Source organism: Maribacter sp. (assembly GCF_049667165.1).
Lineage (GTDB): Bacteria > Bacteroidota > Bacteroidia > Flavobacteriales > Flavobacteriaceae > Maribacter_A.
Window position 1 is genome coordinate 1 of the sequence record NZ_JBATHS010000096.1, and the last position, 14,771, is coordinate 14,771.

Annotated in this window: 10 protein-coding genes and 1 pseudogene; 8 read left to right on the forward strand and 3 right to left on the reverse strand. The window is 41.1% G+C overall.

Going from position 1 to position 14,771, the window contains the following annotated elements; genetic code table 11:
- Nucleotides 1-656: DUF1684 domain-containing protein (locus tag WBM98_RS05395; RefSeq protein WP_424365008.1), on the reverse strand; the 656-nt coding region annotated here is incomplete at its 3' end.
- Between the two features lie 217 nt (nt 657-873).
- Here WBM98_RS05395 and WBM98_RS05400 point away from each other — a divergent pair.
- Nucleotides 874-2,088, forward strand: a complete 1,215-nt coding sequence (locus WBM98_RS05400; RefSeq protein ID WP_424365009.1) for an MDR family MFS transporter — start codon at nt 874-876, stop codon at nt 2,086-2,088.
- A gap of 62 nt (nt 2,089-2,150) precedes the next feature.
- Here WBM98_RS05400 and WBM98_RS05405 read toward each other — a convergent pair whose 3' ends face one another.
- Entirely contained in the window at nt 2,151-3,563 is a 1,413-nt protein-coding gene (locus tag WBM98_RS05405) for an alpha/beta hydrolase (RefSeq protein WP_424365010.1), read from the reverse strand.
- A gap of 142 nt (nt 3,564-3,705) precedes the next feature.
- On the reverse strand, nt 3,706-4,173 hold the full coding sequence (locus tag WBM98_RS05410; RefSeq protein WP_424365011.1) for an Lrp/AsnC family transcriptional regulator: 468 nt from the start codon (nt 4,171-4,173) through the stop codon (nt 3,706-3,708).
- A gap of 109 nt (nt 4,174-4,282) precedes the next feature.
- Between WBM98_RS05410 and WBM98_RS05415 the strand changes: the two genes are divergently transcribed.
- From WBM98_RS05415 to WBM98_RS05445, 7 genes and pseudogenes are all read left to right on the forward strand, one after another.
- On the forward strand, nt 4,283-4,687 hold the full coding sequence (locus WBM98_RS05415; protein WP_424365012.1) for a hypothetical protein: 405 nt from the start codon (nt 4,283-4,285) through the stop codon (nt 4,685-4,687).
- A 104-nt stretch (nt 4,688-4,791) separates the two neighbouring features.
- Complete coding sequence (purU, locus tag WBM98_RS05420; RefSeq protein WP_424365013.1) at nt 4,792-5,643, forward strand: formyltetrahydrofolate deformylase; 852 nt, start codon at nt 4,792-4,794, stop codon at nt 5,641-5,643.
- A gap of 62 nt (nt 5,644-5,705) precedes the next feature.
- Nucleotides 5,706-6,413 carry a DUF4197 domain-containing protein gene (locus tag WBM98_RS05425; RefSeq protein WP_424365014.1) on the forward strand — a complete coding sequence of 236 codons (708 nt, stop codon included), beginning with the start codon at nt 5,706-5,708 and terminating at the stop codon, nt 6,411-6,413.
- 370 nt (nt 6,414-6,783) lie between these two features.
- Nucleotides 6,784-8,301 (forward strand): helix-turn-helix domain-containing protein, encoded by a 1,518-nt coding sequence (locus WBM98_RS05430; RefSeq protein ID WP_424365015.1) that lies wholly within the window; start codon nt 6,784-6,786, stop codon nt 8,299-8,301.
- 733 nt (nt 8,302-9,034) lie between these two features.
- Nucleotides 9,035-12,217 (forward strand): SusC/RagA family TonB-linked outer membrane protein, encoded by a 3,183-nt coding sequence (locus WBM98_RS05435; RefSeq protein ID WP_424365016.1) that lies wholly within the window; start codon nt 9,035-9,037, stop codon nt 12,215-12,217.
- A gap of 10 nt (nt 12,218-12,227) precedes the next feature.
- Nucleotides 12,228-13,928 (forward strand): SusD/RagB family nutrient-binding outer membrane lipoprotein, encoded by a 1,701-nt coding sequence (locus WBM98_RS05440; RefSeq protein WP_424365017.1) that lies wholly within the window; start codon nt 12,228-12,230, stop codon nt 13,926-13,928.
- Between the two features lie 10 nt (nt 13,929-13,938).
- A pseudogene (locus WBM98_RS05445) lies at nt 13,939-14,771 on the forward strand (hypothetical protein); the annotation flags it as partial.

Consider the following 14,771-nt stretch of genomic DNA (forward strand, 5'->3'; position numbering starts at 1 on the left):
TATTCCTTGTGTTTCTTAAAATCCTTGACGCCGGCCAACACCTTAATGTTTAGTGCATTTACATTGGGTACGATAGGACAGGAATATTTTTTATTATAAGCGCAATAGGGATTATAGGCTTTGTTGAAATCAATGGTCAAACTATCCCCCTCAGGGATAGACAAATCGATATACCTTCCACCGGCATAGGTTTCCTCCCCATTGGTATTATCTGTAAACGGGAGAAAGAGATAATCCTTATGTTCTTCCTGAAGCATTAATTCCTTGTTCTGGTACACCTCTAACTGATGTTCTTTCCCATTCAGTCGAAAATGGACGATGCCATAAACGACCTCTTCCGATTTTCTTTCCGTAGTCGTCGGCATTAAAAAAGGCAAGGCTTCCGGAGTCAACTCCAATTTCGCCCTGACCACATAGTTTGTATCCGGCTCAAAAAAATCCAGACCTACAAAATCCTTTCGATAGGTATCGGCCAAAGGGGAGGTTTTGGGATTTTTGAATTCTTCGTTCATGCTGGTCTGAAATAGAAGTATGTCTTTCAAAACAGCGCCGGACCCACCTACAGCTTCTATTTTGATTTCATCATGATACCTTTTGTCCTCCTTACATCCCAAAACAGCCAAGAGCAACAATGCCCATAAAAGCGTCCTACTCATCATAACATAATTTATTTCCAAAAATACAACATATCACATTTTTAATTAGCTTTATTGTCTAGCAGAATCAATTATGGGACAAAACTCGATTTCCAAGTATGTATCCCTGTATCTATTTAAATGGATTCAGTGCTCCTATGTGTGAATGTCGATTAGAAATTAAATACATAAAAAGCCCTGATGGTACCATCAGGGCTTTTTTTATGACAACCAACCAATGAAAAAACTTTACATCAGTTATATAGCTTCCTTTAAAGGGCTTTCCAAAGAAGTTTGGTGGCTTGCATTGATCACTTTGGTCAACAGGGCCGGCACTATGGTCATTCCCTTTCTATCCTTATACCTTACCCAAAACTTAGGGTTTAGCTTGGAAAATGTCGGCGGTATTATGACCAGTTTTGGTTTGGGGTCACTGGCAGGCACATGGATTGGGGGCAGGTTAACCGATAAAATAGGATATTATAGAGTAATGCTGAATAGTCTTGTCGCAACAGGATTTCTATTTATCGCAGTACAATTCCTTGAGGGGTTTTGGCCCATTTGCATTGGTATATTCGTGCTAATGGTTATTGCCGATGCTTTTAGGCCAGCCGTATTTGTGGCATTGAATGCCTACAGTAAACCAGAAAACAGTACTCGTTCTGTTACTTTGATTCGATTGGCCATCAACTTGGGATTTTCAGCAGGACCAGCGCTAGGAGGCCTAATCATAGTCTCGTTTGGTTATGGGGGGCTTTTTTGGGTCGATGGGTTAACATGCATGATTGCGGGAGCACTTTTATTGTTTATACTACATCCGAAAAAATCAAAAATATTGGATACTGTACGGCATGAATCACCGAAATCGGCCTATAGGGACACCCAATATCTTTTGTTTATTGCAGCCATGGTTTTATTTGGGTTTGCCTTTGTACAGTACTTTTCTACCATGCCTGTATATTATAGCGAAATTCATTCATTGAGTGAATTTCAAATTGGGATGTTATTGGCATTAAACGGTTTTGTCATCTTTGTTTTTGAAATGCCCTTGATCAAGTATATGGAAACTAGGCCTTGGTCCAAAATTTCGAATGTTATAATCGGCCTCGGTTTGACCGCCCTGAGCTTTTTAATATTGAATTTAACTACATGGATCGGGGTATTGACCATAGGCATATTGTTGATGACCATAGGTGAAATGATCGCGTTTCCTTTTTCAAATGCTTTTGCCATGGACCGTTCAAAAAGAGGAAACCAAGGCGAATATATGGCACTTTACAGCATTTCTTTCTCCATTGCACATGTTTTTGGTCATAATTCGGGCATGCAGAGTGTTGCCCATTTCGGTTACGAAATAACTTGGTTCGCAATTTCAGAGGTATGCATTTTGGGAATATTGTTACTTTTACTTTTAAGAAATGTGCTATTAAAAACACAAATAGAAAACAAATGAGATATCTGTGGCTATCGCCAAAGGGTTGGTAATTGATTGGGATATCACAAAAGTGCCCAATCTTATTCTTCAATAATATCGTAACGCGCTTTGTTCAGATATTTGTCGACCAAGGCATTGAATTCAGGGGTGATTCTCAATAACGCCGTATTGTCCAGAGCATAAAGCTCATCGATATTGTCATATCCGATTTTTAGCAATTCCTCAAGGTAGAACAGGGCTGTTCCAAAATCCTCGACCTTGGCATTCAGCGAGATCACGTTCAAATAACCGGAATAATCCTTTGGAGCCGTAATCGTTTTTAGCATCCAAAGAAAATTCAAGGCCTCTTCATCAACGGGAGAATTCATCCGTACCATATCAATGTTATCGGCAACTAGGGCATTCAAATAGGCCTCCAAGCGTATCCCCATTTGCCGCTGATGGACCATAGCGCTGTTTTTATACTTTTTGAGCTCATCCATTTGATAATTCCACCAACCCAAATTATTGTAATTATAGGTAAGCACATCCTCTTCCAAATAATAGTTATAATCATCCTTGATCAAAGCCTCCTTGAACAACACCGAATTTTGATTTCGTTTTTGGCTTTTATACACTGTACTTCGCTTCAAGGTCTTTAGACTATTCTTTAGCGAATCAACGTCTATCAATGGCTTAAAGATCTCTTGGACCTCAGTGAGTTTGCGATAAGCTTCCAACGAATTATTGTCTGACAGAAGTTTATTGGTCCAATTCAGGTTTTTCGCATACGTTTCCATAATAAAAGCGGTATCCCTGGGTATAACCTTTTTTTCCATGGCCTTTAGATCGAACAACTCCAAGGCTTGCGATAGCAATTCCTGTGAGGGCCATTGGTGTCCGCCATCAAATACCAAGGTTTGATTCGGGAGTTTCAATAGATCAAACGTATTTTTCATTTGAAGCATAGCGGGATAATTGAAATCCTCGACCCCCACAATACCGATAAAATGAAAAGGGTTTCGACTTGATAGCACCTCGGTGTTCGCTATGACCGCCCCACATGAGATGACTCCGTCGATCTGATTTATAAAGGTAGGCATTACCGAAGCCAGTCGTGCACCCCCATTAAAACCACCGGTATATACCCTCCCTTTTTGAATATTGAACAAGTTAAACACCGTTTGGAACAAGCGTTTTGATACAAGAACATTCTTACTCAATGAGAGACTATCATGAACGTTGTTCGATGCCGCCAGCACATATTGGTTCTTTTCCGCCGCCGTCAAAAACATACGAATTACTTTTTCGCCCCTACCCTGCATGTCGTAAATAAATAACACGGGCGATGGCTTTGACAGCTCAAATTTTGTTGGCAAGTAGAGGGCGAAACTCTCCACAATGGTATCATTGACTTTAAGAGAATCTATCACGACCCCTTTCTTAAAGGTCATTTGTTGCGCAAAAGTCAAAAATGAGGTAAAGAAGACAATGAGGTAAAGGATTCTTTTCATACCAATGATTTCATCAAAAATCTCGCCAAAGAGGCTTACCAAAGATACAAATTAGGGGATTTAAATTAATAATTATCTCCGATATTGCGACCCACGTTTAAATGAATGAATACATAGCGGGCAGTTTGTTTCGCCTAATACCCTATTTTTCAATATTTTTCTTGGCAATTGGGGCATTTGATACGACCTCGGAAAGAATGATATGCGTTCTTGTTTCCCCGTATTGGATCAATTTATCGATGAAATGCTCTAAATGAAATTGATCCTTGAGTACGACCTCCATGACAATATTCTCATTGCCCGTCACCCGATAACAATTTATGACCTCATCGAAATTTTTCACAACATCAAGAAAGGGTTTCAATTTTCCCATAAAGGCCCTTAACGTAATAATGGCCTTCAATTGATGCCCTGTTAAGGTATGGGACAGAAACGTCTTATATCCCATGATAACGCCAAGATCCTCGAGCTTCTTTACCCGCTCTGCCACAGCAGGTGGGGTTAGCCCCACTTTTCTCCCTATACTGGCGAAGGATTCCCGTGCATTCCCCTGCAGATACCCCAGTATACGCCAATTTAGGTCATCAATAACATTATTGAAAGTTCCCACCACATTTATTTTTTGATTATTAAGTAAATATATGTATTTACCTTTAATTCAAAATGATCAATCAAAAAATCAAACGTAACTTTAAACTAAATAAATTGCTAGAGGAAGCATGTCAAGTAAAAATCTAGGTAGCATACCCGTATATAGAAAGGCCTTGGAGCTTTGCGATATGAGCAGAGCCATAGCCGCGTATGTGACTTTCAATAAAGATTTACTCAAGCTTTATACATCGCATAGCCTAAGGGATATCATCGCAGACGCCCTGCTGACCGATGCCATACTAATCCCTCAAAAAATTGCCCAAACCGAATTTTCATCATCGAATGATGAAAAAAACAGAAATATTTCGTTTATAAACATCATGATCAAAAATATCAATGCGTATTGTACAGGTTTGGAACGGGATGGGGTACAGGAAATAGAATACGTGAACCTTCTTAGGCAAGAAATAAAGAGTTTTAGAAAAGCATTCAAAAAATGGATAGGCTCCTTACCCCACAATGGCACTATTTAATTGCCCTAGCCCGGTAGAATCTACCTCGACTTTAAAAAACCCACACTTTCATACTATTTTGATGCTTTTTTAGTTCTAATTTTGGACTTCATAAATTCGTTCGCTTGAAAACTACCATACTCATCCATTGTCCCGACCAATCAGGTATTATTAGCGCCGTCACAGGTTTTATCCATAAAAAGGGTGGGAACATCATTTATCTGGACCAACATGTGGATAAGGAGGCAGACGTCTTCTTTATGCGTTTGGAAAGCGATTTTGACAGCAGTTCGTTTGACCTTGAAAAGTTCAAAGGAGAATTTGCAAGCACCTTGTCCCAACCGTATCACATGGAATGGAGCCTTCATCTGGATAGTGTACTGCCAAGAATGGCCATCTTCGTTTCTAAATACAACCATTGCCTCTATGACCTATTGAGCCGGTATCACTCAGGCGAACTAAAGGCCGAAATACCCTTTATCATAAGCAATCATAGGGAATTGGAGCATATCGCCCAACAATTCGACATTCCTTTCCATCATATACCCTTCTCCAAGACGTCAAAACAAAATGCCGAAAAGCAACAATTGACACTATTGAAAGCGCACAAGATAGATTTTATCGTATTGGCCAGGTACATGCAAATTGTAAGTGCCTCGTTGATCGATGAATACCCAAATAAGATCATTAACATACACCATTCCTTCTTACCGGCTTTCGCTGGGGCCAAACCCTACCATGCCGCTTTCGAAAGAGGCGTGAAGATCATTGGTGCTACCAGTCATTATGTTACCGAGGAACTCGATGCCGGGCCTATCATAGAACAGGATGTTACGACGGTTTCCCATGCCCATACCATTCAGGATTTTATAGCAAAGGGGAGGGATCTCGAAAAAATCGTGCTTTCAAGAGCGGTGAAATTACATGTAAAACGAAAAACAATGGTATATAACAATAAGACGGTCATTTTTTCATGATCAGAAACCAAAAAACACCAATATTCATCACCTTATTTTCAATTAAACATTAATCGAACCCTATGAAAAAAAAGATCTTAATACTACTCCTCTCCCTTAGTTTTATGGCTTGTGGAGAATTGCAGCAAGTCATCAACCAATTACCCCAAGAAGGCACTGGCATCAGTAATCTTGAAATAGCGCAGGGACTGCGCGAAGCATTGAACATGGGTATTGAAAAGCAGGTAAGTAAACTCACTATGACAGATGGTTTTTATAAAAATGACCTGGTCAAGATCTTATTGCCCGAGGAGTTGCAAAAAGTTGATAAAACCCTTAGGGATGTTGGGTTGGGAAGCTTGGCCGATGAAGGGCTCAAGGTCTTGAACAGGGCCGCTGAGGATGCCGTTGGTGAAGCCACGCCGATTTTCATTGATGCCGTAAGGAATATTACATTCAGTGATGCCAAAAACATATTAATGGGCAACGATGACGCAGCCACCCAATACTTGACGAATGCGACCCATACCGCCTTATACGATAAATTCAATCCGGTCATAAAAAATTCATTCCAAAAGGTAGGTGCCGATGAGATCTGGAACAATCTGATTACGAGATACAATGGGTTACCCCTTACGAAAAAAGTGAATCCTGACCTTACCGATTATGTCACTAACCAGGCCCTTGATGGTGTCTATACAATGATTGCCGTCGAAGAAAAGGAAATTCGAACAAAAGTTGCCTCTCGAACCACGGATTTATTGCGAAAAATCTTTACCCTACAAGATTAATTTAAAAAAATCACCAACACCCATACTAAAAATTGTTTGTCGCCGTTACTTTAATAACGAGTAGTTTTAACATTTTGCTAAACTTTAATTAACCAAATTCCATAGTTAATTGAGTTATTTTGTACAGAATTATTTGAGTTAGTAAATTTTTTGAGTTAGTTAGTTTAAAACCGGTGGGAGCACCGGTTTTTTTTATACGATACAATCGGGCTTTTTCAAACGCACTTCTTGGGCAAACCTTACCATCTATTGCGTTTTCCTTTCCTCAACCCTTGGGGTAAAATATTATCGGGATTTACCATTTTAATATTTTATTAAGATTTGAGCCTCCAAAATTGATTATCTTAAATGAAGCTAATTCATCAATCAAATGAAGAACATAGGAATCTTAATCACATTCTTTCTCTTCTTTATAATACTATACCCCCTTCATTCCAAGGTTTATAAAGAACATGTAGGCTCCGAAAACAATACAATACAGCATGTAATATTGCCACATGGTGCTATTGTTTTGGAATCCATCAAAGAAGCCCTAGCTGCAGAATCCCCCAAGGGGATTGCCTTATTAAAGGAATATAATCTGCTATCGCCATTGTATACAAAGGTGCTTTTTCCTGTATTTAAAGAAATTGCCCTATATAAAGTCCATAAGTCATCCCTACCCTCCTTATGGCAATCCCATGTATCTGTTTTCAGGAATACGCCAACCTCATATGAATCATCATCAAAAGTTGATATCCCCATGAAGTATGCTCCAAAATTGAATTTTTGGATCATTATCTACCTCTATGTCGCCATGATAGGCTTCTATATTTCAGTCATTATAAATTTTAATCGTAAAATCGACTTTTTGGCACGCATACTTATAAGTAGCTTCGTCTTTATACACTCCTTTTTTATTTTCCATGTATGTGTCAGTATCTCTTATTACGAATACGTATACCCCCATATGTATAGAATGTCGCTGCCGTTTTCACTTCTTTATGGCCCTTTACTATATTTCTATTTTAAGCGCATTACCCAACAATATCGTTTTAAGAAAATCGATTTGCTCCATTTGGTGCCCACGATATTACTATTGATTTATGTGGTGCCTATCTATTTGCTCCCCGCAGAGGAAAAGTTGGTTGCCATGTTGACAAGGGCCAATGGGGGGTTCGAAGAAGCGAAACTACTGCATGTGCCAACCTTGGTTGCCCTAAAACTCTTATCCCTGATAGTTTACGGCTATTTTATTCGAAAACTTTATTTAAAAAGTAAAAACCAGGATAAATTGGGCAAAGGGAATAAAATCTGGAATGGGAATCTCTATAGAATACATATACTGTACGTAGTGGCTTATTCACTATATGGCTTTATGATCGTGAACAATTTAGGACACAATCTTATTTTCCATTCACAAGTATCCGCCATGGCCTTAATGGTCTTGTATCTAGGGTATTCGGCAAATATTCAGCCACAAGTGTTCAGTGGACTTTATTCTTATGAAAATCAATTTTTTCTTAAATATGAAAAATCGGGGTTAACCGAGAGTTTATCCTCAGAACTCAAAGAGCGGTTGAAATTCTTATTCGATGAAGAGAAGATTTACAAAGAGAATGACATAAGTCTGGAAACCATAGCGGATCGTCTGAACACCACCAGACATAACGCTTCACAAGTAATCAATGAGCATTTTGACATGAATTTCCACAAATTGATCAACAAATACAGAATTCAGGAAGCGATGTCAATTCTCGATACAGACTATCAAAGAAACCTCAATATTATCGATATTGCCTATGAAGTTGGTTACAATAATAAGGTCACCTTCAATAAAGCCTTCAAGGAATATACCCAAGTTACCCCTAGCGAATACCAAAGAATTTCCGTCAAGGCAGAGGCGTAAATAGGTCGTAAACCTTTGTCGGTAAAGGAAAGGTTTATAAGACTTACCCACTATCCCACCTAAAGGGTCTTTATTTGGATATTCATCAATCAACATGTAAAAAGCAGCTCTGAGGGTTATGCTCTTGAAACAATTCTTCTTTTCATTTTTAGGGTAATCATTTGAATTAGTCATCAAATCTGTTCAGGGCTGCAATTTACATTCCCTGACCCCACTATACTTCCCATCTGCTTACAAAGCTATCGCAAACTTCCCTCGCCTATGTGCTTCCAAGCACGTGGTTGGTTTCCCTTAGCGTATTATGCATACCACTAATTGTCTTGCTTCCTGAACACGTTGTTCGCATAAGGAATAGGATATAGGCTGTGATTGGTCACAATAGGTAAAAAAGGAGTAAGCTTTTATCGGTAAAGTAAACGTTTATAAGGGTTTCCCAAAATTATGTTAAGAGCATGTTACTTTGAACCGAATGACTAATGAATAGGTAACACAACTCTAAAACAATTACACCAAAAATTTGGGTGAAACCCGCCTTGTACGACATCAAACCATATCAATTTCAGGGTACCTGTTTTGAATTGAAACATTAAGCCTGATGATTGGGTCGCCTTAAATTTTTGAAACCAACCTAGTTATGAATTGTCTAATAAGAGTTTCATGAACATCTTTTAAAAATAATGGTCAATAGATGAAAACGTGCATCTGACCTTCTAACTCAAATAAATAGTAACAGATGAAAAAAAAATGTAATTGGGTGATCATGCTCTTCCTTATTGGTATATCGTGGGCATATGCACAAGAAAAAACGGTTACAGGTTTAGTGACCGATGAGAATGGCATTCCACTACCAGGAGTGAACATCCTGGTTGATGGTACTACAAACGGCACCCAAACCGATTTTGATGGCAACTATGCCATACAGACCAGCGAAGGCAAGGTTTTGATATTTTCCTATTTAGGCCAAAAAACCGCGCGTAGAACTGTTGATGCCACAAATGTCCTAAACATTCAAATGGAAGATGATACACAAGCATTGGAAGAGGTTGTGGTCACTGCATTTGGTATAAAAAGGAATCCGAAAAAGTTAGGCTATGCGGTAAGCAAAGTTGAATCGGAAGATATCATAGAAAACTCCGAACCTGATTTGGTACGATCCCTATCGGGCAAAGTGCCAGGGGTAAATGTTAATTTTTCTACCGGGGTTGCAGGAGCATCCAATCAAATCAATATCAGGGGTGCAACATCTTTCGGTAGCTCTTCCCAACCCTTGATCATTGTGGATGGTATTGCCTATGATAATTCGCAGACCACCACCGCTGACTTGGCGCCTTCGAGCAGTCAATCTACTGGAGGAGGGGGTTACGAATCGGGTTTATCCTCGTTAGACCCCAACGATATTGCCTCAGTGAATGTGCTAAAAAGTACTGCTGCGGCCGCTTTGTACGGCTCAAGGGCTGCGGACGGCGTTATTGTTATCACGACAAAGTCTGGATCTGGTCGCAATACGGCCAAAAAACTGAATGTAACTTTTAATTCCGGTACCTATTTTGAAAAGATCGCCAATTTACCGGAATATCAAAATACATATGGAAACGGGGTGAATTTCGGTTATGTCAATGCCAATGGTTCATGGGGACCACGGTTTGATTCCTTGGCAACAATACCCACTTGGCCCAATTTGTTGAATGCATTTCCCGATCAATTCGGACCTACCGTTCCTTATGAGGCAAAACCGAACAATGTGGAAAGCTTGTTCAGGACCGGTTCGGTCTTCGATAATTCGGTCAATCTTGCCTATGGTGGCGAGGACGGAAGCTTTAGCGTTACCGTCTCAGACCTAACCCAAGAAGGGTACATTCCCTACAATACTTTTGATAGGACTTCGGTTTCTGCCGGAGGCACCTTCAAACTTCAAAACGGCATAAGTGTGGGTGCTTCGCTCAGCTACTCGGACACCAAACAGGTCGGCGGCTTCTTTGGCGAAAATCAGTTTGCGGGATCCGCATCGTCCTTTGCAAGAACCTTATGGCTTGGAAGGGTCTGGGATATGACCTTACCCTTTGAGCATCCGGTAACCGGTGCCTCCGTAACTCCTAATAATGGTTGGGATCACCCGCTATGGTCATGGAAACACGATCAGATCATCACAAACTCAAATAGAACGGTCGCGAACGTGAATGCATCCTATGATTTTGACGACCATATATCCACATCGTTACGTGTTGGGGTCAACAAATACAATTTGGATAGAAAAGAAATCAGGGATATTGGATCCCGGGCAAATAACGGCTTGGGCGCGGTTACCACCGATAACTTTACGAACGAGGATATAGAATCTACCTTTTTGGTGAATTTTGATTATAATCTTACGGAAGATATTGGTTTTACATCCATTTTGGGTAGCAACGTGCTTCAAAGCACCTCCGATCGCCATGCCATTTTGGCCAATACCTTTATATCTCCAGGAATCTTTACGGTAGAAAACAACCTGAATGTCACTTTAGTAAACCCTACTCCCACCAATGGTATCGGATTCAGTAGAAAAAGAAATGTCGGGGTATTTGCAGAACTTGGTCTTTCATATAAGGATTTCCTGTTCCTAACGGCTACAGGAAGGAACGACTGGAGTTCTACACTTCCCAAAAACAACAATAGTTATTTCTATCCATCTATATCCTCATCCTTTATATTCACCGATGCCCTTAACCTAGATAGCAATGTTTTGACTTTTGGCAAGATCAGGGTTGGCTATGCATCTGTAGGTAGGGATGCCGATCCAGAATTTTTGAACAGGACTTTCGCTGTGGGCAATGCCTTTTCAGGGGCACCAATCATAGCGAATAGATCGGCCTTGGGGGACACGGAACTTACCCCTGAATTTACGGATGAAATCGAGGCTGGTCTTGATTTGGAGTTTTTTAGACGACGTATCGTGCTTGATTTTAGTTGGTACAAAAAGACTACGACAGATCTGATTTCTCCTGTTAGTGTTCCTTCGTCAAGTGGGTTCGCCACGTTTAATACCAATATTGGGGAAATACAGAACACCGGGGTTGAAGTTGGACTCACCTTGGTTCCCATACAAACCGAAAATTTTAAATGGACTTCATTCACCACATTTACAAAAAACAAGAATGAGGTTATCGAATTGGTAGAAGGTCTGGAACGAATCCAGTTCAATGCCAATGAAGTTGCACATGCGATAGTTGGGGAGCCCTTTGGCGTATTTTTTGGGTCCCGTTTTGCCCGTGATGAGAATGGAAACTATCTTATTAATCAGGCCGGAGGCGGTATCGTGCAAGATCTGGAAAATGGTGTGATCGGCGATCCAAACCCTGATTTTAGGGTTGGCCTAATTAATACTTTCACTTATAAAAATTTGGCATTTAGGGCACAGTTCGATTGGAAGGAAGGAGGGGATGTTAGTTCAACAAGCATCGCATCCCTACTTGGAAGAGGTGTCACCAAAGATACAGAGGATAGGGAACGCACTTTTATTATTCCAGGATTTTATGGGGATAATAATGGAAATCCAATCCTAGACGGGAATGGTAATCAAATCCCAAATACAACTCAAATTGATATGAATGAACTGTATTTCTCTCCTGCAGGTGGAAATACTTTTGCGCAAAATTCAGTTGATGAAGCTGCTATTTATGACGGCACAGTCTATCGCCTGCGGGAGATGAGCCTTACCTATGACTTTCCATCCAAGTGGTTGGACAAAACCCCTTTTGGCAAGGTCAGTTTTAGTGTCATGGGCAATAACCTCTGGTACTTTGCCCCCAATGTTCCAAAATACACAAATTTTGACCCCGATGTAACCAGTTTTGGTTCCACCAGATTACAGGGCATCGAGATTGCAGCTGCCCCTACTTCTAGACGATATGGGTTTAAACTCAATATAACTTTCTAATAAAAAAGGCATGAAAAATATAAAATACTCAAGATTTTTAACATACACCTTGGCTTGGTTATTTCTCTCAGGCCCATTCATGAGTTGCGAGAAATACTTGGATGTCGATACGGATACCGACAGTCCAACCACTGCTCCTTTGGGCCAATTATTGACCAATATCGATATAGCCGTAGCAAACACGGTAGATTTTCGGTTGTGGAGTGGGGACATGTTATCTGTTTATACCCACCAATTTACAGCAAGGGAAGAACAAGATCAATATGGCACAAAGGCAGACAATATTAACCTGAATAATGATTGGGACACGATTTATTTGACCCTTACCGATATTGAAACATTGATTTCCCAAGCTACGGAAAGTGGGGATATGGTTTATGTCGGTATCGCCGAGATTCTAAAAGCTTATCTCATGTCGGTCGCCGTAGACCTCTGGGGCGATGTGCCTTTCTCAGAGGCAACCCTTTTGGAAGGGGGCACCGTAAGTCCGGTTTTTGATAATCAGGAAGCGGTATATCAAGCGGTTTTGGATTTACTGGAATCGGGAAAGGCAAAAGTGGTTGGCGGACAAGGACTGTCCCTACCTGCCGCTGATGATTTATTTTATGGGGGATCCGCTACCCAATGGGTTAAATTCGCCAATACGTATAGATTGAAATTGTACAACCAAATACGATTGTCCTCGCTCTTCAATCAGGCCGATTTTAACGCTTTGGTTTCCGAAAATAATTTTCTTTCTTCGATTGCCGACGATTTTCAATTTACCCATACTATTGCCCAAGCTCCCTCCGATGAGCGCAATCAACTTTTTATCGATGCCTATGGTGGGGCACAGGTGACCAAATATATTAGCCCTTGGTTCTATGAAATCTTAATGGGCATGAACCCGAACATCCACACAGGAAACAAAGACCCTAGGATTCCATACTATTGGGCAAATCAATTGACCCCCGGTCAATTTCCCAGAGACCAAGGGGATACTTCAACAGGAGATCCAAATGCCGATTACTGGGATTCATCAACTGGTTTTTTTAGTATTCGTTTTGGAAGTATTGGTCCGGATCGAGATCATGCCGTGCAAACTGATGCTACTTTCCCTGGTATTTTCCCTTGTGGGGGTCGATATGATGACGGACAAGGATTTGCACGAACAATCGCCAGTGGCACAGGGGTAGCTCCAAGGAGGATGCTAACCTATGATGAGTACTTATATATTCAGGCAGAGCTTATTCAAGTAGGCTTGATGAGCGGGGATGCAGGCGCCAAATTAAGGGAAGCCATGGAAGCAAGTTTTGCAAAAGTGGATCAAGTGGTTGCTGGATCAGGGACTTCCCAATCGGTTCCCACACTGGTAGGATCCCCAGAAGTTATTGCCTTTATGGATGGGATAGACAGCGAATTCGCTGCCGCCAACGATGAGAAAAGATTGGAATTGATCATGACCCAAAAATGGGTGGCCACTTTCGGGGATTCAATGGACCAATACAACGATTATCGTAGAACAGGGTATCCTATTTTGGCAGACCCCAATGGTTCATCCCCTGAATACCAATTGGACAATGGCGATGGCTGGCCCTTGCTGGATAATTTAACCGTGCTTAACAATGGTTTTCAATATTCATTTTTTTGGCCTCAACCGGAATTGAACCTCAATCAAAACGCACCAGAACAAAAAGATCCAACGACCGTTAAAATATTTTGGGACAATTAATAAAAAAATCATGAAAAAAATCAAAACTATACTACTCATACTAGCGACCATAGCTTTTACGGTTTCGTGCGATGATGACGGTGGAACTTCGGTGATTCCTTTAGCGGAAGGTGCAGCACCCAATATGGTAAAAGCTACAAGTGCCCCAGCGTTCATCGATCTCGTAAAAGCACAGAACGGGGAGCCGATCACCTTGGAATTCAACGCTTCTGTTGCCCAAGGGAATCCTGCATCAACTGACATTGTGGGTATTTATACCACATTTGCAGGTCCTGTTTATAATGCTGTCTTGTTTAGCAATGTAACCCTACCCCAGGATTTTAGCCTAACGGCAGCGGACGTGGTCGCTGCATTTTCCGAAATTGATAGTGGTGCCGACTTTCAGGTTGGGGATGTGCTGACCATTACGACCCGGTTTACGATGCCCGACGGCACCATACTCGACATTGTTAGTCCTGATGGCGTAAAAGGTGGTACAGGAACCAATATTCAAACAACGGTGCTTTTTACTACAGTCATCAATTATCCGGTATCATGTACCTCGAGTTTGGGTGGCACGCATTCTTTTGTGTCTTCCAATTTGCAGGCGATAACAGGTACTTGTCCGAGTGGGGACGTGACCGGGACCGTCACATGGACTGATCAAGGGGGTGGCATTTACCTTACATCCGATCTTGGTTTTGGCCAATATGGAACTACTTGTTGGAGCGATTCTCCGGCAACCAGCGGGGGGGCAACGTTTACCGATGCCTGTAACCTCATCATTTCGGGTGGGCAGGACCAATACGGCTTGACTTATACATGGGTCATTACCGATGTCAATGGCCCAGAACTATACCTTTC

Coding starts and splice junctions, on each gene's coding strand:
- WBM98_RS05440 (WP_424365017.1), top strand. CDS start 12,228: ATGAAAAATATAAAATACTCAAGATTTTTAACATACACCTTGGCTTGG.
- WBM98_RS05430 (WP_424365015.1), top strand. CDS start 6,784: ATGAAGAACATAGGAATCTTAATCACATTCTTTCTCTTCTTTATAATA.
- WBM98_RS05425 (WP_424365014.1), top strand. CDS start 5,706: ATGAAAAAAAAGATCTTAATACTACTCCTCTCCCTTAGTTTTATGGCT.
- WBM98_RS05435 (WP_424365016.1), top strand. CDS start 9,035: ATGAAAAAAAAATGTAATTGGGTGATCATGCTCTTCCTTATTGGTATA.
- WBM98_RS05415 (WP_424365012.1), top strand. CDS start 4,283: ATGTCAAGTAAAAATCTAGGTAGCATACCCGTATATAGAAAGGCCTTG.
- WBM98_RS05400 (WP_424365009.1), top strand. CDS start 874: ATGAAAAAACTTTACATCAGTTATATAGCTTCCTTTAAAGGGCTTTCC.
- WBM98_RS05405 (WP_424365010.1), bottom strand. CDS start 3,563: ATGAAAAGAATCCTTTACCTCATTGTCTTCTTTACCTCATTTTTGACT.